Here is a 20,709-nt window from a genome sequence, read left to right as displayed (position 1 = left end):
CGTTCAGCCAAAGGCGGTATCAAGGAACATCATCGCCGCCAGCCCCGCCATCAACCCGGCCGAGGCGCGTCCTCCGCCGGCGATGCGGCGGTGCGCGTCGGGGATGATGTCCGATGCGACGACATAGATCATCGCGCCCGCCGCCAGCCCCAACCCCCAGGGCAGGAATGCCTGGGCGGAAGCGACGATGCTGACGCCGATCAGCCCGGCAAGCGGCTCGACCAGCCCCGAGGCGAGCGCAACCAGCGCCGACATCGCACGACCATATCCTGCGCTCTGCAGCGCGATGGCCACGGCAAGTCCTTCGGGAATATTCTGGATGCCGATCCCGAGCGCGGTGGCACGACCGGCCTCCAGATCGCCCCCGCCAAAGCTGACGCCCACCGCCATGCCCTCGGGGAAATTGTGCAGCGTGATCGCCAGCACGAACAGCCAGATCCGACGCTGCACCGCACTGTCGGCGATGCCCGGCGGGCCCAGCCCTGCGCGCTCCAGCGGCCCGGCAAGATCGTGCAGCCTGGCAATACCCCAGGCGCCCAGCAGCACCGCGCAGGCGACGATCAGCGATGCCTCGACGCCGCTCGCGCCGCGCGCCTCGGCTTGGCGAATCGCTGGCATGATCAGCGAGAAGAACGATGCCGCGAGCATCACGCCCGCGGCAAAGCCCAGCAGCAGGTTCTGCTGCTCGTCACTGGGCTTGCGCAGGAACAGCGCAGGAATCGCGCCGATGCCGGTCGCCAGCCCGGCGACCAGGCTGCCCAGCGCGCCTGCCATGATGATCGACTGGCCCGCCATGCCGCTCCGAAAAAATGGGTTCCCGGCCGGACAACGCCCGGCCGGGAAAATGGATCAGACGTTCTCGACGTCCGACTTGGTGCGCCCCGCGCCCGGGCCGGCCGCGAGATCGGCACCGGTGGTGGGGTTGGTGCTGGGATCAGATTTGGTTCGCTCCGCAAGCTGAGTCAACGCCGCCTTGTCGGCGGAGCCGAGCGCTACCGTCGGCATCCCGTCGCCATCATCGGCGGGCAGCGTCTGCTGCAGATCGTCGACACGGTCCCATTCCGGCCCGTCGTTCCAAGGCCCGCGCATATCGCCTTCGCCCTGCGAGGTGTTGACGTACATGCTCGAATATTCCGGCACGCCCGGCAGCTTGCCCGGCGGGAAATTGTCCTCGATCGCATACAGCGCCTTCTCGAACGACTTCTGGTGCGAAACCTCGCGCGTCATCAGGAACTTCAGCGCATCCTGAATGCCGGTGTCGTCGGTAAGGTTGATCAACCGCTCATAGACGATCTTGGCGCGGCTCTCCGCGGCGATGTTCGAGCGCAGATCGCAGGTCGGGTCTCCCCGGCTGTCGACATAGGCGGCCGTCCATGGCACGCCCGACGAGTTGGTGAGCGCAGGCCCGCCGCCATAGAGGATCGCCTGGGTATGGCTGTTGCCGCCCTGGGTCAGCGACATGTACAGCTCGGCTTCTTCCATGTCGCCTTCGCTGACATGCGCCTTCACGCCCTTGTTGAGCATAGCGACGATCGAGCCGATCACTTCCAGATGGCTCAACTCCTCGGTGGCGATGTCGAGCAGCATGTCCTTGCGACCGGGATCATCCTCGGCCAGGCCTTGCGTGAAATAGCGCATCGCTGCCGCCAATTCGCCGTCCGGCCCGCCAAATTGTTCGAGCATCAGCGAAGCGAGTACCGGGTTCGGTTCGGCCACCCGCACTGTATATTGCAGGCGCTTGTTATGCATGAACATGCCGTCTCTCCTTGTCAGTTGCGTCCCCGACAAGAGCGGCTGGATTTGCCCGTAGTTTCAACTACCTCGCATTGATCGATCTTTTGCAATTAACCTGAGTGATAATTGTTGCCGAGCGCGGCTCCGCAGGCGGCTTGTTCCGGCTTCTTCAACAAAGCTGCTTTGGCGGCACTGAGCGACGAAACCGATCAGGGGAACGGCGCCGAGTGCCGCTTCGTTGAACGCGCAGAAGAGTTATAGATCAGGAGCTTGGCAGATGAGCGACAAACAGCCGATGCAGGCCGCAGGCGGCGGCACACACAAGGGCGCTCCAGACGGCGTTTCCGACACCGAGACGCACGGGCGCGAACTGGGCGAGAGCGAAGGCGGCGCCTATCCCAACCCCTATCCGGACAAGAAGCGGAAGGAGGGGCCCGGCGACTTCATGGGCCATGGCGGCCAGAGCCACATCAACTACGAAGGCGGCAGCAACCCCAACGCCACAACGAAAGGCGAGGAATAGCCGCACCTTCTCCCCTCCCGCTTGCGGAAAGGGAGAAGGTCGGGCGATCAGCCCACTGCCGGCGCCAGCGCCTGCGGCATGGTGGCCGGCTCGATCGACGTTGCCTTGCCTTCCACGGTCTGCGGCGTGTCGGCAGCGGGCATGCGCTCCTTCTCTTCGGTTTCCTCCTGCCCCGTTGGCAGCGTTTTGCCGGTGGTGCGATCCAGCCCGATTGCGGTTACGATATCGATCGCGGTGGCGGCGGCGACGAAGGCGAGCGCGCCCCAAACCGCCCTGTTCTGCGGCGATCGGCGTGCGGCTAAGCCCAGCGCGGCGATGTCCATTGCATCGCCGGCCACCCGGTTCCACACCCGCGCGCCATGCGCCGGCCCCGCGAGCAGCGCGGCGCCCGCCAGCAGTTCGCGCGCGCCGAACGCACGCACCAACCCATCCTGGTCGCCGGCCGAGAGGCCGCGCGCGATGCGCTTCGACGCAGCGAGTTCGGCAATGCCGAGCCCGATCGAAAACACGCCCAGCCCAAATCCGATTTTGCGATAGTCCATTGGCCCGTTCCTTGCGCTTGGAGGATCGATGCGCCCGGCACGCGAAACGCCGGACGGCTAGGGGTCAACCGCCCGGCGGGCAACGACGTTCCGAAACTTTCACTTGTGTTATCAACTCTCTAACCAGAGCAAGCGCACGTCTTCCGCTGCCGCACGTCGAGCATCCTCTGGCGCCGCCGCGCCGGTTATCCCGGCAGGTCGTGCGCGCTCTCGGCGATCCATTCGGCAGGATCCCGGTCGCTCGTCGCGGCGATGTCGGCGCTCATGCTCTGGGCGATGCTCTCGAGCGCCCATCGGCCGCGATCGGCATCCTGGCTCGCCACCGCATCTTCCGGCACCCACAGCGCATAGTCGCGCATATGCGCGTCCCCTGCGGTGAACAGCACACAGATGTCGGTCGACACACCGGTAAGCACCAGCCGGCGGACGCCCAGCTTGGGCAGCAGCACCGGCAGGTTGGTCGCGTAGAAGCCGGAAAACTGCGGCTTCAGAACGAAGTAATCGCAGTCGCGCGGCGTTAGGCGTGCAATCGCCTCCGGCGCATCGGCCATGGCCTGCTCGATCAGCCGCGACTTTTCGGAATGCCATTCGCCAAAGTTGTCGTTGACATAGACGGTGGGCAATTCGGCCGCGTCGAACGCATCGCGAAGTCGGCGGATCGGACCGGCGATGGTCGCCGCCCGCGCCCGGAGTGCATCGCCGCCTTCGAAGTCGAAGGTGTTGATCATGTCGATGATCAACAGCGCCGCGGCACTGCCGGGCCGATCGCGCGCCGGTGCTGTGGCAGCCGTTTCGACGCTGTCCATCGCCGGGCTCAGCGCGCCGATTGGCCGCGATCGAGCGTGTCGCTCGGATGGCGGGCATCGCCTTCCTGCTGATGCTCGGTGGAAAGGTTCGGCCGCGGCTGGGTGCTGGTGCCGCCGGCATCGCCTTTTTCGCCGGGTTCGGTCGAGACATTGGGGCGAGGCTGGGAGTGGGTATGCGTGTCCGGATCGGGCATGGCGCTTCTCCTGATGGGAGAACCAACGACATGCAGGCCCCGCCGTTCCCGTTTTTCGCTTTAACTTCGGTTACTTCGTCGGTTCGCTAGCTGCAGCCCCGCGGCAACCAGCGACAGCCCGCCGCCCAGCAGCGCCACGCCGCTCCACCCGCCGCCCTGCCAGGCCAGGGTCGCCGTGGCCGACCCACCGGCGCCGCCTAGGAACATCGATCCCATCAGCACGGTATTGAGCCGCGCCCGCGCCTCCGGCCGCAGTGCGAACACGATATGCTGGTTGGCAACCAGCGCGCTCTGCACCGCAAAATCGAGCAGCACGACCCCGATCACCAGCGCGACGATGCTGGCCCACAGACCGAAGATCGCCCAGCTCGCCACCGCCAGCAGCGCACCCACCAACACCACCAGGTGCGGTCCGGTGCGATCGGCGATGCGGCCCGCCAGCGGCGCGCCCAGGATGCCGGCGGCGCCAACCACGCCGAACAGGCCGGCGATATCCGCCCCCAAGCCGAAGCGCGGCGATTGCAGGTACAGCGCGAGGATGGTCCAGAAGGCCGTGAATCCCGCAAATAACAGCGCTTGGGTGATTGCCGCCAGCCGCAGCGGCGGAAACGCCACCCAGAGCTGGGCCAGCGAACGCAGCAACCCGCCATAGCCGAGCCCGCTGTCGGGATGGCTGCGCGGCAACCGCCACGCCATCACCGCGGCGGTGCCGAGCGCCAGCGGCACGCCCAGCCAGAACATCTCGCGCCAGCCCGCATGCGTGCCCACGAAACCGGAAAGCGTGCGGCTGAGCAGGATGCCGCAGAGCAGCCCCGCCATCACCATACCCACTGTCTGCCCGCGCCGGGCCGGATCGGCGAGGTGCGCGGCGAACGGCACAATCTGCTGCGCCACGCTCGCCGCCGCACCGACGAGCAGCGAAGCCGCGATCAGCATCCATGCATTCGGTGCGGTCGCGGCGCCCACCAGCGCTGCGGCGAGCACCAGTAATTGCAGCACGATCAGTTGCTTGCGCTCGTGCAGGTCGGCCAGCGGCACCAGCAGGAACAGCCCCGCCGCATAGCCGAGCTGGGTTGCCGTCGGCACCAGCCCCGCCGGTTGGCCGGGCAGGTCGCGTTCGATAATCCCGAGCAGCGGCTGGTTGTAATAGATGTTCGCCACCGCGATCCCCGCCGCCGCCGCCATGGCGAAGGTAAGGCCGCGGCCAAGCGTGGCGGGGACGGGCGGTGCATGCATCGGGGCGTCTCCTGGCGGGTGGGCCCGCCCAGATAGGGAGCCTCCGGCCCGGCTGTTACCGTCCGCCGCTCGTAACGTCGCCGTCATCCAGCAGATTGGCCTCCACCATCGCATTGCCAGGCTCGTCGACATGGCCGTCCGGATCGACATGGATCAGGATCTCGGTATCCGGAAACGCCTCCGCCAGCGCCGCTTCCAGCCGCTCGACCACGTCATGCGCCGCGGCGATCGTCATCGTCGGGCGCATACTGACATGGAACTGCACGAAGTCGCGATTGCCGCTGGTACGGGTGCGCAGATCGTGCAGGCTGTTGAGTTCGGGATAGGTGGCGGCGATCTCGACGAAGCGGCGGCGCTTCTCCTCCGGCCATTCGCGATCCATCAGTTGATCGATCGCCGCGACGGAAGCGCGCCAGGCGCCCCATAGCAGCCACAGCGCGATGGCGATGCCGAAGATCGGGTCGGCGCCGGCGATGCCGACATAGCTTTCCAGCACCAGAGCGGCGATGACGGCGGCGTTGAGGAACAGATCCGAACTATAGTGAATACTGTCCGTCGTGATCGCGATCGATCCGGTGCGGCGCACGACCGAACGCTGATATTGGGTGAGCGCCAGCGTCACCACCATCGCAATCACCGACACGACGATGCCCGCCTCGGGTGCGGCGCTCGCCTGGTTCTGCAGCAGCCGCTGCACCGCGCGTAGCAGAATGGCGAAGCCGGAAATCGCGATGATCGCCACCTGGAACAGCGCCGCCAGCGCCTCCGCCTTGCCATGGCCGAAACGGTGCTTCTCGTCCGCCGGCTGCGCGGCCCAGTGCACGCCGCCCAGCGTGACCAGCGAAGCGATCAGGTCGAGCCCCGAATCGGCCAGGCTGGCCAGCACCGCCACCGATCCTGTCTTCACCGCCGCATAGGATTTGAGCGCCCCCAGCAACACGGCGCTGGCGACGCTGGCCAGCGCGGCCCGGCGGGCGAGGTTGCTCATGGGAACAACATGCCTTCGCTCCAACCGTCGCCGGCGCGGGTGAAGACGCGGCGCTCGTGCAAACGGTGTTCGCGATCGAGCCAGAACTCGATCCGCTCCGGCGTCACGCGATAGCCGCCCCAATGCGGCGGGCGCGGCACCGCACCGCCTTCGAAGCGGGCGCGTACTTCCTCGAAGCGCGCCTCGAACGTCGCGCGGGCATCAAGCGGGCGCGACTGGTCCGAGGCCCAGGCGCCGAGCTGCGAATCGCGGCTGCGACTGGCGAAATAGGCGTCCGATTCCGCGTCGCTGGCGAGATCGATCGCGCCTTCGATCCGGATCTGGCGGCGCAGCGACTTCCAGTGGAACAGCAGCGCAACATAAGGGTTGGCGGCCAGGTCGCCGGCCTTCCTGCTCTCCCGGTTGGTGTAGAAGACGAAGCCGCGTTCGTCATAGCCTTTCAGCAGCACCATCCGCACCGAGGGGCGGCCCTGCGCATCGGCGGTCGCCAGCGCCATCGCGTTGGAATCGTTCAATTCGGTGGTGCGCGCTTCGGTGTACCAGTCGTGGAAAAGCGCGAAAGGGTCGGTGCTCATACGGTCTGCCTCTACAGCCTAAACGCCGCCGTTGCGATGGGCGGAACACTGTGACCTTTGGGGAATTGAATCGGGCCTGCAACGAGGAGACTTCCGCATGGCCGCACGCGCCTATTGGCAGGGACAGATTCGGCTGGCCCTCGTTTCGATTCCCGTCGAGATCTACACCGCCACCAAATCCGGCGCGCAGATCGCGTTCCATCAAATTCACGAGCCGAGCGGCCAGCGGATCAAGTACGAAAAGGTCGCGCCCGGCGTCGGCACGGTCGAGCCCGACGAGATCGTCAAGGGATACGAGATCGAGAAGGGCGAATATGTCCTGCTCGAACAGGACGAGATCGACGCGGTAAAGCTGGAATCCAAGAAAACGCTGGAGCTGACTCAGTTCGTCGACGCCGACGAAATCGACGTGCTCTATTACGAGCGTCCCTATTTCGTCGTGCCGGCGGATGAACTGGCAGAGGAGGCCTTCATCGTGCTGCGCGAGGCGCTGCGGCGGGCGCGCAAGGTGGGGCTGGGCCAGCTGGCGATGCGCGGCCGCGAGTATATCGTCAGCCTCAAGCCCTGCGGGCGCGGCATGATCCTCGAGACGCTGCGCTATGCCGATGAGGTGCAGAAGGCGCAGGGCTATTTCCGCGAAATCGCGGACAGCGAGCCCGATCCCGAACTGCTCGATCTGGCGCAAACGTTGATCGAGAAGAAGGCGAGCAAGTTCGACCCCAAGGGCTTTCACGATCGCTATGTCGACGCGCTGCGCAACCTGATCGAGAAGAAGAAAAAGGCCAAGGGCGCCAAGGTGATCGAGGAAGATCCCGACAAGGCGGACAGCCGGGGTTCGAACGTGGTGGACCTCATGGCGGCGCTGAAGAAGTCGCTAGGCCCCGGCGACGCCAAGCCTGCCTCAAAGGCCAAGGCTGCGCCCAAAAAGGCCCCGGCCAAGAAACCGGCGGCGAAGAAACGTGCCTGAGCCCGACAGCCTCGCCCGCTACAATGCCAAGCGCGACTTCGCCAAGACGGCGGAGCCCGCCGGCAAGGTCGCCAAGGGAGGCGGCAATCGCTTCATCGTCCAGAAGCATGACGCGACACGGCTGCACTGGGACTTCCGGCTGGAAGTGGACGGCGTGCTCAAAAGCTGGGCGGTGACGCGCGGGCCCAGCCTGGACCCCGACGAGAAACGGCTGGCGGTCCGCACCGAGGACCATCCGCTCTCCTATGCCGATTTCGAGGGGACTATCCCCAAGGGCCAATATGGCGGCGGCACGGTAATGCTGTGGGACAACGGCACCTGGGAGCCGATCCCGGGCAAGAGTGCCAAGGATCTGGAGAAGGGCCATCTCCATTTCGTGCTGCACGGCGAGCGCATGCGGGGCGAATGGCTGCTGATCCGGCTCAAGCCCCGAGGCAAGGAAAAGGCCGAGAACTGGCTGCTCCGCAAGATCAACGACGAGTTCGCCGGGGCGACGGACGAGCTGGTGGAAACCGGCCTCACCAGCGTCACCACTGGTCGCACGATGCAGGAGATTGCCGAGGGGAAGAAGCCTGCGCCCCCCTCCCGCGTGCGAGAGGGGTCGGGGGAGGGGCGGAAACCTAGCAGCCCTTCTTCCACATCACCCCCTCCCGCAAGCGGGAGGGGGGCGAAAGCGAAGCGGGCCTCCGGAAAAGGATCGAAAGCCCCGTCGTTCCAATCTCCCCAGCTCGCCACGCTGGTCGACACCGTCCCCACCGGGAACCAGTGGCTCCACGAGATCAAGTACGACGGCTACCGCGCGCTTATTGCCACCGGCACGGACGGGCCGAAGATCTACACCCGCTCCGGCCTGGACTGGACCGCCAAGTTCCCCGGCATCGCCGAAGCCGCTGCCGGCCTGCCCGCCGGCGCGCTGATCGACGGAGAGATCGTCGCGATGCAGGGCGACAAGCCTGACTTCTCCACCCTGCAGGAGGCGATCTCCGCCGGCGGCGAGGGGCTGCTGTGCTTCGCCTTCGATCTGCTCGCCGACGCGGGCGAGGACCTGACCGCCCTCCCCCAGATCGAGCGCAAGGAACGCCTGCGCGCGCTGATGGACGGCGTCGACGATCGCCTGCGCTTCTCCGAACATGTGATCGGCCATGGCGAGAAGCTGTTCGAAAGCATGTGCCGCGAAGGGTTCGAGGGGATTGTCTCGAAACGCGCCGACGCGCCCTATCGCGGCACGCGCAGCAAGGCGTGGCTGAAGATCAAATGCACGCACCGCCAGGAATTCGTGATCCTCGGCTGGAGCGCTTCGAGCGCCAGGGGACGCGGGTTCAAGTCATTGCTGCTCGGGCTGAACGGGCCGGACGGGCTGGTCTATGCCGGCAAGGTCGGCACCGGCTTCAACGCCGAGACGCTGCTTTCCCTGCGCGAGCGCCTGGACGAACTTGCCGCCGACGCCCCCGCCGCCAAGGTCCCCCGCCCCGAAGCACGCGGCGCGCGTTGGGTGAAACCCGAACTGGTCGCGGAAATCGCCTTTGCCGAGTTCACCGCCGAGAAAGTGGTGCGCCATGCCAGCTTCCTCGGTCTGCGCGAGGACAAGCCGGCTGAGGCGGTAGTGGCGGAGGAACCCGCCGCGCTGCCCGAGGCCGCGCCTAGTACGATCAAGATCAGCAGCCGCGATCGCGTGATCTTTCCCGAATCGAAGCTCACCAAGGGCGACCTTGCCGATTACTACAGCGCCGTCGCGCCGATCGCGCTGCCCTGGCTGGCCGATCGCCCGATCAGCCTGGTCCGCTGTCCGCAGGGCCGCGCCAAACAATGCTTCTTCCAGAAGCACGATGCCGGCAGCTTCGGCGAGCAGGTCCACCATGTCGATATCCGCGAAAAGGACGGCTCCACCGAACCCTATCTCTACGTATCCGATGCCGATGGCATGCTCGCCTGCGTGCAGATGGGCACGATCGAATTTCACGGCTGGGGATCCCGCGTCGCCGATATCGAGAAGCCCGATCGGCTGGTGTTCGATCTCGATCCGGACGAGGGTCTGGACTTTGCCGTGGTCAAGAAAGCGGCGGAGTTTCTGAAGGAGCAGCTCGCCGAGATCGGTCTCACCAGCTGGCCGATGCTCTCCGGGGGCAAAGGCGTGCACGTGGTGGTGCCGCTGGTGCCGCACGCGGAATGGCCCGCGGCGCGCAGCTTCTGCGAGCGCTTCGCCCGCGCCCTTGCCCAGGCCGAGCCCGAGCGCTTCACCGCCAACCTCAAAAAGGCCAGTCGCACGGGACGCATCTTCATCGACTATCTGCGCAACCAGCGCGGCGCGACGGCGGTGCTGCCCTATGTCGCCCGCGCCCGCGAAAACGCGCCGGTCGCCACGCCGGTAACCTGGACCGAACTGCGCGAGACGGACAGCGCTGCCCGGTTCACGATCCGCGACGCCGACATGTTGATCGAACGCGCGCAAGGCCGCAGTCTGCGCGGCTGGGGCATCGCCGACCAGACGCTGCCCGACGTTTGATCGGCGACCAGCGCCGGACCGGTACCGCTTTTGCCCCCACTCGCACATCTCGCGTGTTGCATGGCAGCAACCTTTCGCCCATCACCCTCGCGAGGAAAGGGAAGCAGCTGTGGTCAGCCTTGCCGAGGCGGGATTGTTCGACGCCGGCACGATCGCCGATCGTTGGATTACGGACTATTGCGGGCAGGCGCCGGCAGGCGACGTGCTGCGGGCGCGCACCAGCGATGCGTGGACCGCCCTGTTCGAGGAGCTTGCCGGCCTTTCGGGCGACGGCTTCGCCCTGGCACGGGAGCGCGCGCATCGCCATGCCGAGGATATCGGCACCGGCTACCGGGTCGGTGACGAAGGGGATGAACGGCCCTGGCCGCTCTCCCCGGTGCCGCTGCTGATCGATACCGGCGAATGGCGCGACATCGAAGCCGGCGCGATCCAGCGCGCCGAACTGATGGAAGCGCTACTCAAGGATCTGTACGGCCCCTGCCGACTGGTAGCGGACGGCCATGTACCGGCCGCGTTGGTCACGGGAAGCCCCTTCTTCCTGCGTCCACTCACCCATTTGACGCCGCCGGGCGAGCACCACCTCCATTTCGTCGCCTTCGATCTGTGCCGCAATCCGGATGGAAACTGGCGCGTGCTGGCCGATCACCTGCGCGCGCCAGCGGGTGCCGGCTATGCGCTGGAGAACCGGTTGGCGATGGCGCGGACGCTGGGCGGACTGCAGGGCCGATTGAACATCGAGCGCCATGCGCCCTTCTTCGCCGCATTTCGCGACGGCATCGCGGCCGCCTGTCGCCGCGCCGAGCCGCGCATGGCGCTGCTTACGCCGGGCCGCTTCACCGCCAGCTATGCCGAGCAGGCCCATCTTGCGCGCTATCTCGGCTTTCTGATGGTGGAGGGCGCCGATCTCGCCGTGCTCGACGATCGGCTGTACGTCCGCACCATCGCAGGGCTGAAGCGCATCGATGCACTGTGGCACCGCTTCGATCCGCGCTTCCTGGATCCGCTGGCGCTCGATTCGCACTCCCGAATCGGCGTTGCCGGGCTGATCGACGCGATGGTGGCCGGCAACGTCGTGATCGCCAACGCACCGGGCGCGGGGCTGCTGGAGGCGCCGGCATTCGCCGCGTTCCTGCCGCGCCTGAGCGAAGTGGTGCTCGGCGCGCCGCTGCGCTTGCCCAACATCGCAACCTGGTGGTGCGGCCAGCCGGCAGAAGCGGCCCATGTCGCCGCTACGCTGGATCGGCTGGTGGTGGCGCCCGCCTTCGGCGCTCGGCTGATCGGCCTGCCCGACGGCGCACCGGTGATCGGCGCGCAGCTCGATGACGCCGCGCGCGCCGCCATCCTTGAAGATCTCGAGCGCCGGCCGCAGGATTATGTCGGCCAGGAACTGGTCTGCCTGTCCACGATGCCGACTGTCACCGAAGACCGGCTGATCGCTCGTCCGTTCACGCTGCGCGTCTTCGCCGCACGCGACGCGACGGGGCGCTGGGTGGTGATGCCTGGCGGTTTCGCCCGGATCGGCGAGCATCCGGATACGCGCGCCGCAGTAATGGGCGAAGGCAGCTGGTCCGCCGACGTCTGTGTGCATGGGCCCGATCCTGTTCTGCCCGTCTCGCTCCTGCCGGCGGGCGATTCGACGCAGCTGCGCCGCAATCCTGGGACGCTGCCCAGCCGCGTGGCAGACAATATGTTCTGGCTCGGCCGCTATCTGGAGCGGGGCGAAGCGCTGCTTTCGGTGCTGCGCGTGCTGCTCGGCCATTCGATCAGCGCGGATACCGGCGCGGCGCTGTCGCCCGAAACGGTCGGCCGGCTGGCCCAGCTCGTCATCATGGCGGGTGCGGCGCCGCCCCCCCGCGGACTGAAGCGGCAGGAACTGACGCAGCTCGCGCGCACCGCGCTCGAATCGGAGAGCGGCGAGCAGAGCGTGCGGCAGATCAACCGGCAGGCGCGGATGATCGGCGCCGTCTCGCGCGATCGCCTCTCGGCCGACATGATCCGCCTGCTCGACGCGCCGTTCCCCGATCGCGGCGTGCTGCTCGATCGCGCCGGATCGCTGCAGCGACGCTATTCGGCGCTGGCGGGCCAGGCGGCCGAGCATATGGGCCGCACCGATGCATGGCGCTTCCACGATCTCGGCCGCCGCATCGAACGCGCGCTTGCGACGATCGGCTTTCTGCGCGCGCTCGGCCAGCCGGATGCCACCGCCGACGATCTTTCGACGCTGCTCGACCTGAGCGACAGCCAGATCAGCTATCGGCAGCGCTATCTGACCGGCATGGCGCGCGTGCCGGTGCTCGATCTGCTGGCGCTCGATCCGGGCAATCCGCGAGGGATCGCCTTCCAGGCGGCGGCGATCTCGGCGCATCTGAACGCGCTTCCCGTGCTGTCCGACGACGGGCTTGCCGAACCGCAACAGGAGCAGGCCCGCGCCATCGCCGCCGCACTGGTCACGGCGCGGGCAACGCGGATCGACGATGCCTGGCTGGCCGATCTCCAGGCGCGGCTGGGCACATTGTCCGATGCGATCGGCCGGCGATACTTCCTGCACGGTGCCGAGCCGCTGCGCGCGGCGGGGCTCGTGCTCGCATGATGCTCTACCAGATCCGGCATGTCACGCGGTTCGATTATGCGCAGCCGGTGGCGTTCGCCCGGTGCAATCTGCGGCTGAAGCCTATCCTGTGGTCGGGCCAGATGATCGAGGATTATCGGCTGACGGTGCAGCCCGGCGGCCGCACCTATCCGGCGCGCGCCGAAGCCGGCCTCGCCAATGTCGTACGGCTCGTGGTGGAGCACGACGCAAGCAGCCTGACGATCGAGAGCCGCGCACGCATCCGGGTCGACCGGCCCATTCCCGTTCCCTCGCCGCGCGATCCTTCGCTGCGCCAGGTCGCGGCATGGGCGCGGGAAAGCCGCGATCCCACCGCCGCCGGGCCTGCCGCTTATCTGTTCCCTTCGCCGCTGATCCCGCTCGATCGCGAGATCGGCGCCTGGTGCGCCGAGGAGCTGGACACCGATCGCGGCATCCTGGAAGCCGGGATCGCACTCGCCCGGCGTATCCAGCGCGACTTCACTTTCGATCCCACCGCGACGCTGGTCGATACCCCGCCGCACGAAGCGTTCGCCAAGCGGGGCGGCGTATGCCAGGATTTCGCGCAGATCATGCTCTCCGGCCTGCGCGCGGCGGGGCTGCCGGCCGCCTATGTCTCGGGCTATCTGCGCACGCTGCCGCCGCCGGGCCAGCCGCGATTGGTAGGGGCGGACGCGACTCATGCCTGGGTGCTGCTGTGGTGCGGGCCGGAACTGGGCTGGGCTGGCGTCGATCCCACCAACGGCATTTGGATGGCCGAGGATCACATCGTCATGGCGATCGGCCGCGACTATGCCGATATCGCGCCGATCGACGGCATCGTGCTGGGATCGGGCGCGCAGAACATGCACGTATCGGTCGATGTCGAGCCGCTGGAAGTGCCGGCCTGACCATCGGCGTCAGGGCTCGATCGGCCCGTTGTCGCCAAAGTTCAGCCGGCGCGTGACGTTATAGTCGAGCACCGCCATCACGAAATACGCGGCGAACTGCTTGGCCCGGGTCCACCAGCCGCTGCGCGCCTTGTAGAGCGCGGGCGTGATCCGTTCGGACTGCGCCACCTCGCCATCGACGTAATGGCGTACATGCGCGGCAAAGGCGGCATCGTCGATCCGCAGCATCAGTTCGAGGTTGAGAAACATGCTGCGGATATCGAAATTGGCGGAGCCGATATGGACGACATTGTCGATCACATACAGCTTGGTGTGCAGCTTGGTCGGCTGATACTCGTAGATCTCCACGCCCTTGCGCAGCAGCCCGGCATAGGTGAAGCGCGCAGCCCAGATCGCGGCGGTATGATCCAGCTTCGAAGGCAGGACCAGCCGCACGCGGCCGCGACGGCCCGCCTTGTCCAGCCGCCGCAGCATCGCCGGGTTGGGTGCGAAATAGGCGGCGATGATGTCCAGCGTTCGCGCCCGCTCCATATCGTGCTTGACCACCCTGGCCCAGGGCGACAGCCGGCGCATCGGCCCGCCGAGCAGCCAGCGTGCACTGCCGTCGGGTTCGCTCCAGGCTTTCAACGTTCGCCCCAGCGCGCGCAGCGACGCACGCGGCCGCTTCGCCCAGGCGGCGAGCGCATCGAAATAGCCTGTCAGCCGCTCTGCCGCCGGTCCTTCCACCAGCAGGCCCAGGTCGCGCCACGCCTGCTCGGCGATCGTGCCGAAATAGCTCGTCTCGATGTTGAACCCGCCCACGATCACGCGTGATTCGTCCGCAAGCGCCAGCTTCTGGTGGTTGCGCAGCAGATAGCGCCGGCCCCAGCGCGGCACGAAGCGGCACACCTCCACGCCGGCCTCGCGCAGCGGCGTGAAGAAATCCTGCGATTGCGCATGTTCGCTGCCCAGCCCGTCGACGATCAGCGCCACGCGCACGCCACGTGCTGCCGCCTCGATCAGCGCCTGGCGCACCGCCGCTCCCGCTTCGTCGTCGACATAAATGTAATAGAGCACGCGCAGCGTCCGCTCCGCCCCCGCGATGAGCGCGAGCAGCGCCGCCATCCGCTCCGGCCCATCGGGCAACAGCGTCAGCCGGTTGCCCTCGACGAGGAAGCTGGGCTGGGCGAGCGCTGTCGGCATGGCGCCGACATGCCCTGTCGGCAGTGGGGCAGCAAGCGGGACGGGATCGGCATAAGGCGCCATGGGCGATGGATGCTCCGGATCGTGAACCTGCGTAACGATCGAAAGCGTCGGCGGGTTCGTGGCCGCGCTGCGGCTTTTCTTGACATTTGCGGCCGCCGCACCTAACTGGCCGGTCTTTCCCGCACCCTGAAATCAAGGAAGACCAGGATGGCGCGCGTCACTGTCGAAGATTGCGTCGACAAGATTCCCAACCGGTTCGACCTGGTGCTGTTCGCTGCGCAGCGCGCACGGCAGATCTCCGGCGGTGCCGATCTTACGCTGGATCGCGATCGGGATAAAAACCCCGTCGTCGCCCTGCGCGAAATCGCCGAAGAGACGATCCGTCCCGATCATCTGGAAGAGTCGGTCGTCGCCAGCCTGCAGCGCGTCCGCATCGACGATGAGGAAGCGCCGGACGAAGTCGGCTCGATCGCAGCCCAGGCAGAGGCCCTTCGCCTCACCGCCGCAGCGCCGCCGCGCAACCAGAATCTGGGCGGCGACTACGAAGGCTGATCCTTCTTCGTCGAACGGCATACGAACGGGCTGGCGGAAACGCCGGCCCTTTTGTTTGTCGCGGGTCTACGACAGCTGCTCAAGGCGATCGCCTCTGCCCAGCGCAGGCGCCGCCCGTAAAGCCCGCTCGCCGGTTCAGCCCTGCTGCTCCTTCGGCGGCGCGGCATCGTCGCTGCGCCCCTTGAAACCCTGCGCGACGACATACCATTCGACCGAGCCCTTGCGGCTCGCCGGCGGCTTGGCGTGCTTCACCGTCGCGAAATTGCGCTTCATCTCGGCGATCAGCGCCGAATCGGCACCGCCGGCGAACACCTTGGCGACGAAAACGCCACCCGGCGCCAGCGTCTTGATCGCGAAATCAAACGCCGTTTCCACCAGCGCCATTGTGCGCAGCGCATCGGTCTGCGGATGGCCCACCGTGTTGGCGGCCATGTCGGACAGGATCAGGTCGGGCGTGCCGCCCAGCGCCTCGATCAGCCTGTCCGGCGCGGCATCGTCCATGAAATCCATCTGCAGCAGCGTCGCGCCTTCGATGGGATCGACCGGCAGCAGGTCGATTCCCACAACCGCCGCCTTGGGCAGAACGCGGCGCACCACCTGCGTCCAGCCGCCGGGCGCCACGCCCAGATCGACTACGCGCCTGGCGCCCTTCAGAAAGCCGAACTTCTCGTCCAGCTCGGTGAGCTTGTAGGCGGCGCGGCTGCGATAGCCCTCCGCCTTGGCGCGCCGGACATAAGGGTCGTTCAGCTGGCGCTCCAGCCAGCGTGTCGATTGCGCCGTGCGGCCCCGTGCCGTGCGCACGCGGACATGGCCGCGGCCTCCGCCCCTGCTCATCGAATCTTCCTCACACGCTTGAATGCCAGTTTACAGGGGCGCGCCGCCGATCAGCCGCCGCAGGATTCCTTCGCGGATGCCGCGATCGGCAATGCCTAGCCGCTCGGCAGGCCAGATGTCGAGGATCGTCTCCAGGATGGCGCAGCCCGCAACGACCAGATCGGCGCGTTCGTTGCCGATGCACGGCACCTGCGCGCGCTCTTTCACGCTCATCGCGGCAATGCGGGCACTCACCGCGCGCATCGCTGCACTCGGCACGATCAGCCCATCTACCGCGGAGCGATCGTAGGAAGCGAGCCCCAGATGCACGCTCGCCAGCGTCGTTACCGTGCCGCTGGTGCCCAGCAGCCGGCGCGTGCCCTTGGGGGTGCGCAGCCGCGCGACGAAGGGGGCGAAGCTGTCCCGCACCCGCGCGCGCATGTCCGCATAGGCGGCGGCCCGGGCATCGGCGTCGACGGCCTTGCTCTGCCCGGTCGCTTCGCTGAGCGATACCACACCCCAGGGCGCGCTGTGCCAGTCGAGGATATGCGGGATCGGCGCGTGCGAATCGACCAGCACCAGCTCGGTCGAGCCGCCACCAATGTCGAACACCAGCGCCGGCCCGTCGCCGGGTTCGAGCAGCGCGTGGCAGCCCAGCACCGCCAGCCGCGCTTCTTCCTCCGCCGTGATGATGTCCAGGGCGATGCCGGTTTCGCGGTACACGCGTTCGATGAACGCGCCGCCATTGCTCGCCTGTCGGCACGCCTGCGTCGCCACCGATCGCGCCAGCGTGACGTTGCGGCGCTTCAGCTTGTCCGCGCAGACGCGCAGCGCCGCCAGCGTGCGCTCGATCGCGGCATCGGAAAGCCGGCCGGTGGTGGCCAGCCCCTCGCCCAGCCGCACGATTCGCGAAAAGGCGTCGATCACCGCAAAGCCGCCTCCCTGCGGACGCGCGATCAACAGCCGGCAATTATTCGTGCCCAGGTCCAGCGCGGCATAGTGGCGCGCGTCGTTCCATCGATTCGCCGGGCCCTTCGCCGGCCCATTTGCTGCCGGTGGCCCAACAGGGCGGGCATCGGCAACGCGCCCTCCGCGGGGCATTCTGGCGGAGCCATCCCCCATCACATCAACTCGCTTATGCTCTTCCGTCACCGAGCCAAAACGGCTCGGCCGGTGCTTGGATGCGAGGCTAGACGAGCGAACGCTGCAGCGCAAGGCGAGCAGGCGAATGCAGCGTTGACAGCCGCGCTTCCCCGCCCTATCTGCCGCGGCCTGATTGATGCCCCGTCGTCTAAAGGTAAGACTACGGACTCTGACTCCGTCAATTGAGGTTCGAATCCTCACGGGGCATCCACCGCTTCCTTGCCATTGCTTCGATCACGCGTGTTTTTGGGCGCGTTGACTCGCAATGCTATGTGGCGTCTCGCAGCCGACTCGGTGGCACCCTCCGGTAGAAGCCCGGCTCCATCGCTTGCGACGCAGCCCGGCTGGCGCTCGCAGGGCCCTCTTCGCGGCGCAAGCCACGCTTGCAGACTCATGCTGTCGAGGGGATGATCTGTTGTGCCTTCCAACAGAATTTGGCGCCGCCCCAATCATCGATCTTTGCAATTTTTCGCGATGCCTACTACCACGGATATCCATTCCAAGACATGGCTAAGGTTATGGAAGGCACAAGACAATTGTTACACTAAACAGTCCGGTCTTTCTCGAATCCGAAATCATCACAACGTAAATGGCACGGTATTAATCCATTTTCAATATATACATAAAGGATACTTTTATTCGCCGGCAATTTTAACTAAACTAAACCTTCAGTAATCTTTAACAAAATTGCAATGCTCAACCCTGTAGATATGTGGCTTCCTGCTTCATCGGACGGAAGGGTGCCGCTACACTCAACCAGTGCTATCGATAGCGAGTTGTCACTGTCCCCGGTTAGAAGTAAATGGCTCTACTGTGATGAATTCGTTCGAAAACGCGGCAAAGGTTGGCTCGCTCAACGAAACCCAACGTGCCTATCTGCGCCTCGTCGCGCAGGGCATGACTTCGAAGCAGATCGCGTTGGCGGTCCACGGATCACATCATACCGTCAATGCCGAAATCGGGATCGCAATGCGTCTCCTTGGTGCGAAAACGCGCCATGAGGCTGCAGCGATGGTCGGATACGCCGACATTTCCTCTTCATACGAGCCTTCGTACGAGCCGGCTGCGCTTGCTGTTCCGCCGCGAGAGGCAGCAGGATCCGACGAAGATGAGGGGGACGAAGCGGACGCCGGGACGGGCTGGGCGCTACCGGTGGCGACAAGGAAACGGCCAATCAACACGCTGACCACGGGGCAGCGCATCGGCTGGGTTCTGATAATCGCCGCGTTGGTCGCACTTCTATTAGGGGGGCTGGTGAGCGGAATCGCCACGATCCTGGTAAGTCTTCACCGGTTAATGTGACCCTCATCCAGACGGCAACCTGATGAACGGGGGAATAAAGATGCGTCGTGAACGCCGAGCCATTGCCATGAACGTTGCGGAACAGATGTGGGAATCCGAACGGGCGAACGATCTCGCCATCGCCAGCACGGCGCGCCTCCTAGCGACCGCATTGGACGCGCGGCTTCAGCTAAGAGCCGGCGCCTGCATCGGCCATGGAGCGGTGGAAGCGCTGGCGAAGACCATAAGCCAACAGACCGCAAGTCGGCGCGCGCTTCTCGAGGCACATGACGTACTCAACGATATTAAAGGAATCGCAGTTTCTGCCGAAGAGGATTTCGGGGGCCTGAGCGACAAGGACGCCAAGAAGATCCTGGGCGCGCATGTCACGCCCCTGCGGCGCGTTAGCTGATCTGCCAACCGACGACAGCTCGCCAACGGCATGACCTTTTTCCTAGCATTGCGCGTAATCTATGCAGCGTTCCTGATCGCCACGACGGTGTTGGGAATGGCTTTTGGTGGCCGGAGCGAACGGCTTGGGACGATGATCGTCCTGACGGCGTCTCTGGCCACCATTTTTATCGAGATACCAATGCTGTTTGAATGGAACAGCTACAGGTCGGGGCTAATCGCCGTCGATATACTAGCACTTATTGCTTTTCTATGTCTCGCGCTTAAATCAAGGAGGTTTTGGCCATTATGGGCAACAGCCTTTCATCTCATAGCAGTTTGCAGCCACTGCGTCGTTGTGATGGGATTGAGTCAGACTCTGCAGATCTACATCTTGTTCCAGGGGTTCTGGGCTTATCCAATCATGGTGCTCATTATCTTCGGTGCCCTATCACGCCAGCGAAGGCTGAACTCGGGGAGACTCACAACTATTTGACGGTGCGGTCTGCGCTCGATCAGTTGGAGAGCGCTGTCTATAAAGTGCTCGATCGCGAAGTTGGCCCACGCGGCATATCGCTTCGCTTGGTCCATCACGCACGGCGGCAATATGCGATGCGGCGGCAGCGGGACGTCCTCGTTAAGGACATGTTCGGCGAGCCTGCATGGGACATGCTGCTGGAGTTGTTCATCGCGGAAGCGGAGGGTCGGCCCACACCGGTTAAGAACCTCTGCCTGGCGGCATGCGCTTCCGTCTCGACCGCGCTCCGGCGTCTGGATTGCTTGGTCGAGGCGGGACTGGTGGGCAAAGTTGACGACGCGACCGATGCACGGCGGTCCCTGATTCAGCTGACGGATCGTGGCATGGGCGTGATGACCATGCTGCTGCAGTATGAAGTCTTCGAGCGCTTGCCGGCGGAAGGCGGACATCGACAAAGTCACCATGTCTCTCAAAAGTAAATTCGGGTGCAACCATGCCGCAGCACGTTAGTCTTGATGGACGCCGTCCATCGCGATCGCGGCAGCCGGCTGATGTCGCGCTATATGGATCAACTGATCCCAGATCATCCGTGCGATCGGGTCTAGTCGTATCCGGTGTGGGGCGTCGCGCAGAATGATGATCTGCGGCGGCGGGCTGGCCGCCCTTCCGATCTTGGACGCTTCGGCGATGGGAATCGTTTCGTCGCGGGAACCGTGAAGGATCAGGAGTGACGTGCGAAGCCGCCGTGCAGCGGAAACATTATCAAACCGATCCGGAAGAAAGGGCCCCGCCCACCAGGGCGCCACACTTGCCAGGGAAGAGAAGGCCCCAAGTGTCACGACACCATCCACGGGCTGGTCCGCCGCAAGACGCAACGCCACGCTCGCACCTAGGGAAAAGCCGAAGAGGTACAGGTGTTTCGGCGTACCCAAGCGCGCCGCGCGCAGAAAGGCAGCACCATCGCGATAGAGGCCAGCCTCGCTGGGGCGACCAGGATTACCCCCATAGCCGCGATAGGATGCGACGATGATCTCCACGTCGGGACGTCGCAGCGGGGCAGCCATGGCAGCCGCCGTGTAGCGGTTCCCGGCGTTGCCATGGAAAAAGATCAGCGTCGCGAATGAAGCCGTGGTTGCGGGCCAGCGATACCCCTCGATGGTGAGGCCATCCTCAGTCTGTACCCTCATTGGCAGCGGCGGCGGCACCCCCTGCCAATCCAGTTCCGCCGGCAGCGGATCCGGGAAATAGACATGGCTGCGAATCAGCGAGGCGCCGACGCAGGAGGTCAAAAGAACCGTAAGTGGCCCGAGGGTAGCGAACGC

At 65.7% G+C, this 20,709-nt stretch carries 22 protein-coding genes and 1 tRNA gene; 11 read left to right on the top strand and 12 right to left on the bottom strand.

The window, feature by feature from the left end; all coding sequences use genetic code 11:
• Positions 1–3 precede the first annotated feature (3 nt).
• Positions 4–795: a ZIP family metal transporter gene (locus B215_RS0108490; RefSeq protein ID WP_019369218.1), complete on the bottom strand. Its 792-nt coding sequence runs from the start codon at positions 793–795 to the stop codon at positions 4–6.
• A gap of 54 nt (positions 796–849) precedes the next feature.
• Entirely contained in the window at positions 850–1,755 is a 906-nt protein-coding gene (locus tag B215_RS0108485; protein ID WP_019369217.1) for a manganese catalase family protein, read from the bottom strand.
• Positions 1,756–2,011: 256 nt separating this feature from the next.
• Between B215_RS0108485 and B215_RS0108480 the strand changes: the two genes are divergently transcribed.
• Positions 2,012–2,257 carry a hypothetical protein gene (locus tag B215_RS0108480; protein ID WP_019369216.1) on the top strand — a complete coding sequence of 82 codons (246 nt, stop codon included), beginning with the start codon at positions 2,012–2,014 and terminating at the stop codon, positions 2,255–2,257.
• Positions 2,258–2,304: 47 nt separating this feature from the next.
• Here the strand turns inward: B215_RS0108480 and B215_RS19830 are convergent, their stop codons facing one another.
• The 6 genes from B215_RS19830 to pdxH all read right to left on the bottom strand — a co-directional run bounded on the left by B215_RS19830 (position 2,305) and on the right by pdxH (position 6,598).
• Positions 2,305–2,799 carry a hypothetical protein gene (locus B215_RS19830; RefSeq protein ID WP_019369215.1) on the bottom strand — a complete coding sequence of 165 codons (495 nt, stop codon included), beginning with the start codon at positions 2,797–2,799 and terminating at the stop codon, positions 2,305–2,307.
• A 185-nt stretch (positions 2,800–2,984) separates the two neighbouring features.
• Positions 2,985–3,605, bottom strand: coding sequence for an isochorismatase family cysteine hydrolase (locus B215_RS0108470; protein ID WP_019369214.1), 621 nt, complete (start codon positions 3,603–3,605; stop codon positions 2,985–2,987).
• 8 nt (positions 3,606–3,613) lie between these two features.
• The gene (locus B215_RS0108465; protein ID WP_019369213.1) at positions 3,614–3,799 is read right to left on the bottom strand and encodes a hypothetical protein; all 186 of its coding nucleotides are present in this window, start codon (positions 3,797–3,799) and stop codon (positions 3,614–3,616) included.
• Positions 3,800–3,859: 60 nt separating this feature from the next.
• Positions 3,860–5,035, bottom strand: coding sequence for an MFS transporter (locus tag B215_RS0108460; RefSeq protein ID WP_019369212.1), 1,176 nt, complete (start codon positions 5,033–5,035; stop codon positions 3,860–3,862).
• A gap of 55 nt (positions 5,036–5,090) precedes the next feature.
• Positions 5,091–6,023: a cation diffusion facilitator family transporter gene (locus B215_RS0108455; protein ID WP_019369211.1), complete on the bottom strand. Its 933-nt coding sequence runs from the start codon at positions 6,021–6,023 to the stop codon at positions 5,091–5,093.
• Positions 6,020–6,598 carry a pyridoxamine 5'-phosphate oxidase gene (pdxH, locus tag B215_RS0108450; protein WP_019369210.1) on the bottom strand — a complete coding sequence of 193 codons (579 nt, stop codon included), beginning with the start codon at positions 6,596–6,598 and terminating at the stop codon, positions 6,020–6,022. Before pdxH ends, B215_RS0108455 begins: the two co-directional genes overlap by 4 nt.
• A 97-nt stretch (positions 6,599–6,695) precedes the next feature.
• Here pdxH and ku point away from each other — a divergent pair, with 97 nt between their 5' ends.
• The 4 genes from ku (at position 6,696) to B215_RS0108430 (ending at position 13,545) form a co-directional block, all read left to right on the top strand.
• Entirely contained in the window at positions 6,696–7,565 is an 870-nt protein-coding gene (gene ku / locus B215_RS0108445) for a non-homologous end joining protein Ku (protein WP_019369209.1), read from the top strand.
• Entirely contained in the window at positions 7,558–10,068 is a 2,511-nt protein-coding gene (ligD, locus tag B215_RS0108440) for a DNA ligase D (protein WP_019369208.1), read from the top strand. The genes ku and ligD overlap by 8 nt, the downstream gene beginning before the upstream one ends.
• Positions 10,069–10,177: 109 nt before the next feature.
• On the top strand, positions 10,178–12,658 hold the full coding sequence (locus tag B215_RS0108435; RefSeq protein WP_019369207.1) for a circularly permuted type 2 ATP-grasp protein: 2,481 nt from the start codon (positions 10,178–10,180) through the stop codon (positions 12,656–12,658).
• Entirely contained in the window at positions 12,658–13,545 is an 888-nt protein-coding gene (locus tag B215_RS0108430; RefSeq protein WP_026009088.1) for a transglutaminase family protein, read from the top strand. The genes B215_RS0108435 and B215_RS0108430 overlap by 1 nt, the downstream gene beginning before the upstream one ends.
• A gap of 9 nt (positions 13,546–13,554) precedes the next feature.
• Here B215_RS0108430 and B215_RS0108425 read toward each other — a convergent pair whose 3' ends face one another.
• On the bottom strand, positions 13,555–14,727 hold the full coding sequence (locus B215_RS0108425) for a phospholipase D-like domain-containing protein (protein WP_026009087.1): 1,173 nt from the start codon (positions 14,725–14,727) through the stop codon (positions 13,555–13,557).
• Positions 14,728–14,937: 210 nt separating this feature from the next.
• Between B215_RS0108425 and rpoZ the strand changes: the two genes are divergently transcribed.
• A complete protein-coding gene (rpoZ, locus tag B215_RS0108420) occupies positions 14,938–15,282 on the top strand; it encodes a DNA-directed RNA polymerase subunit omega (protein ID WP_019369204.1) in 345 nt (114 codons plus the stop codon).
• A 135-nt stretch (positions 15,283–15,417) separates the two neighbouring features.
• Here rpoZ and B215_RS0108415 read toward each other — a convergent pair whose 3' ends face one another.
• Both B215_RS0108415 and B215_RS0108410 read right to left on the bottom strand, forming a co-directional pair.
• The gene (locus B215_RS0108415; protein WP_019369203.1) at positions 15,418–16,116 is read right to left on the bottom strand and encodes an RlmE family RNA methyltransferase; all 699 of its coding nucleotides are present in this window, start codon (positions 16,114–16,116) and stop codon (positions 15,418–15,420) included.
• 30 nt (positions 16,117–16,146) lie between these two features.
• Positions 16,147–17,196, bottom strand: a complete 1,050-nt coding sequence (locus B215_RS0108410; RefSeq protein WP_019369202.1) for a Ppx/GppA phosphatase family protein — start codon at positions 17,194–17,196, stop codon at positions 16,147–16,149.
• Between the two features lie 179 nt (positions 17,197–17,375).
• Here B215_RS0108410 and B215_RS0108405 point away from each other — a divergent pair.
• The 5 genes from B215_RS0108405 (at position 17,376) to B215_RS21300 (ending at position 19,866) form a co-directional block, all read left to right on the top strand.
• Positions 17,376–17,449: transfer RNA gene (locus tag B215_RS0108405), tRNA-Gln, on the top strand.
• A gap of 605 nt (positions 17,450–18,054) precedes the next feature.
• Positions 18,055–18,540, top strand: a complete 486-nt coding sequence (locus B215_RS20595) for a helix-turn-helix domain-containing protein (protein ID WP_058805444.1) — start codon at positions 18,055–18,057, stop codon at positions 18,538–18,540.
• Between the two features lie 40 nt (positions 18,541–18,580).
• Positions 18,581–18,931, top strand: coding sequence for a hypothetical protein (locus B215_RS0108395; protein ID WP_152997807.1), 351 nt, complete (start codon positions 18,581–18,583; stop codon positions 18,929–18,931).
• Positions 18,932–18,961: 30 nt separating this feature from the next.
• A complete protein-coding gene (locus B215_RS21520; RefSeq protein WP_019369199.1) occupies positions 18,962–19,405 on the top strand; it encodes a hypothetical protein in 444 nt (147 codons plus the stop codon).
• Positions 19,402–19,866 carry a MarR family transcriptional regulator gene (locus tag B215_RS21300; RefSeq protein WP_160327949.1) on the top strand — a complete coding sequence of 155 codons (465 nt, stop codon included), beginning with the start codon at positions 19,402–19,404 and terminating at the stop codon, positions 19,864–19,866. Before B215_RS21520 ends, B215_RS21300 begins: the two co-directional genes overlap by 4 nt.
• 27 nt (positions 19,867–19,893) lie before the next feature.
• Here B215_RS21300 and B215_RS19810 read toward each other — a convergent pair whose 3' ends face one another.
• Complete coding sequence (locus tag B215_RS19810) at positions 19,894–20,676, bottom strand: alpha/beta hydrolase (RefSeq protein WP_019369197.1); 783 nt, start codon at positions 20,674–20,676, stop codon at positions 19,894–19,896.
• Positions 20,677–20,709 lie beyond the last annotated feature (33 nt).

The sequence above is a fragment of the Sphingomonas sp. ATCC 31555 genome (assembly GCF_000282895.1).
In the GTDB taxonomy this organism is placed as follows: domain Bacteria; phylum Pseudomonadota; class Alphaproteobacteria; order Sphingomonadales; family Sphingomonadaceae; genus Sphingomonas.
Note: the sequence above shows the minus strand (reverse complement) of the source record. Positions and strands in the feature narration are given on the sequence as shown.